The organism is Burkholderia sp. SIMBA_062 (assembly GCF_046534765.1).
Lineage (GTDB): Bacteria > Pseudomonadota > Gammaproteobacteria > Burkholderiales > Burkholderiaceae > Burkholderia > Burkholderia ambifaria.
Window position 1 is genome coordinate 1 of record NZ_JAWRYD010000480.1, and the last position, 249, is coordinate 249.

General features: G+C 68.7%; 1 protein-coding gene. It reads right to left on the reverse strand.

The window, feature by feature from the left end; translation table 11 throughout:
* On the reverse strand, window positions 1-249 hold a 249-nt coding region (locus tag SB786_RS37150; protein WP_410731702.1), incomplete at both ends, for a S1C family serine protease.

The following is a 249-nucleotide window of genomic DNA, read 5'->3' on the forward strand; positions in this document are numbered from 1 at the left end:
CCGATCTGCTCGCCGTTCACCGCCACGATCACGTCGCCCGGCTTCAGGCCCGCCTTGGCGGCCGGGCCGTTCGCGTCCACCGAGCTGACGAGCGCGCCGTGCGGCGTGTCCATGCCGAACGAATTGGCGAGCGTCTGGTTCATCGACTGCACCGCGACGCCGAGACGTCCGCGGCTCACGTGGCCGGTCTTGACGAGGTCGTCCTTGACCTTCATCGCTTCGGTGATCGGGATCGCGAACGACAGGCCC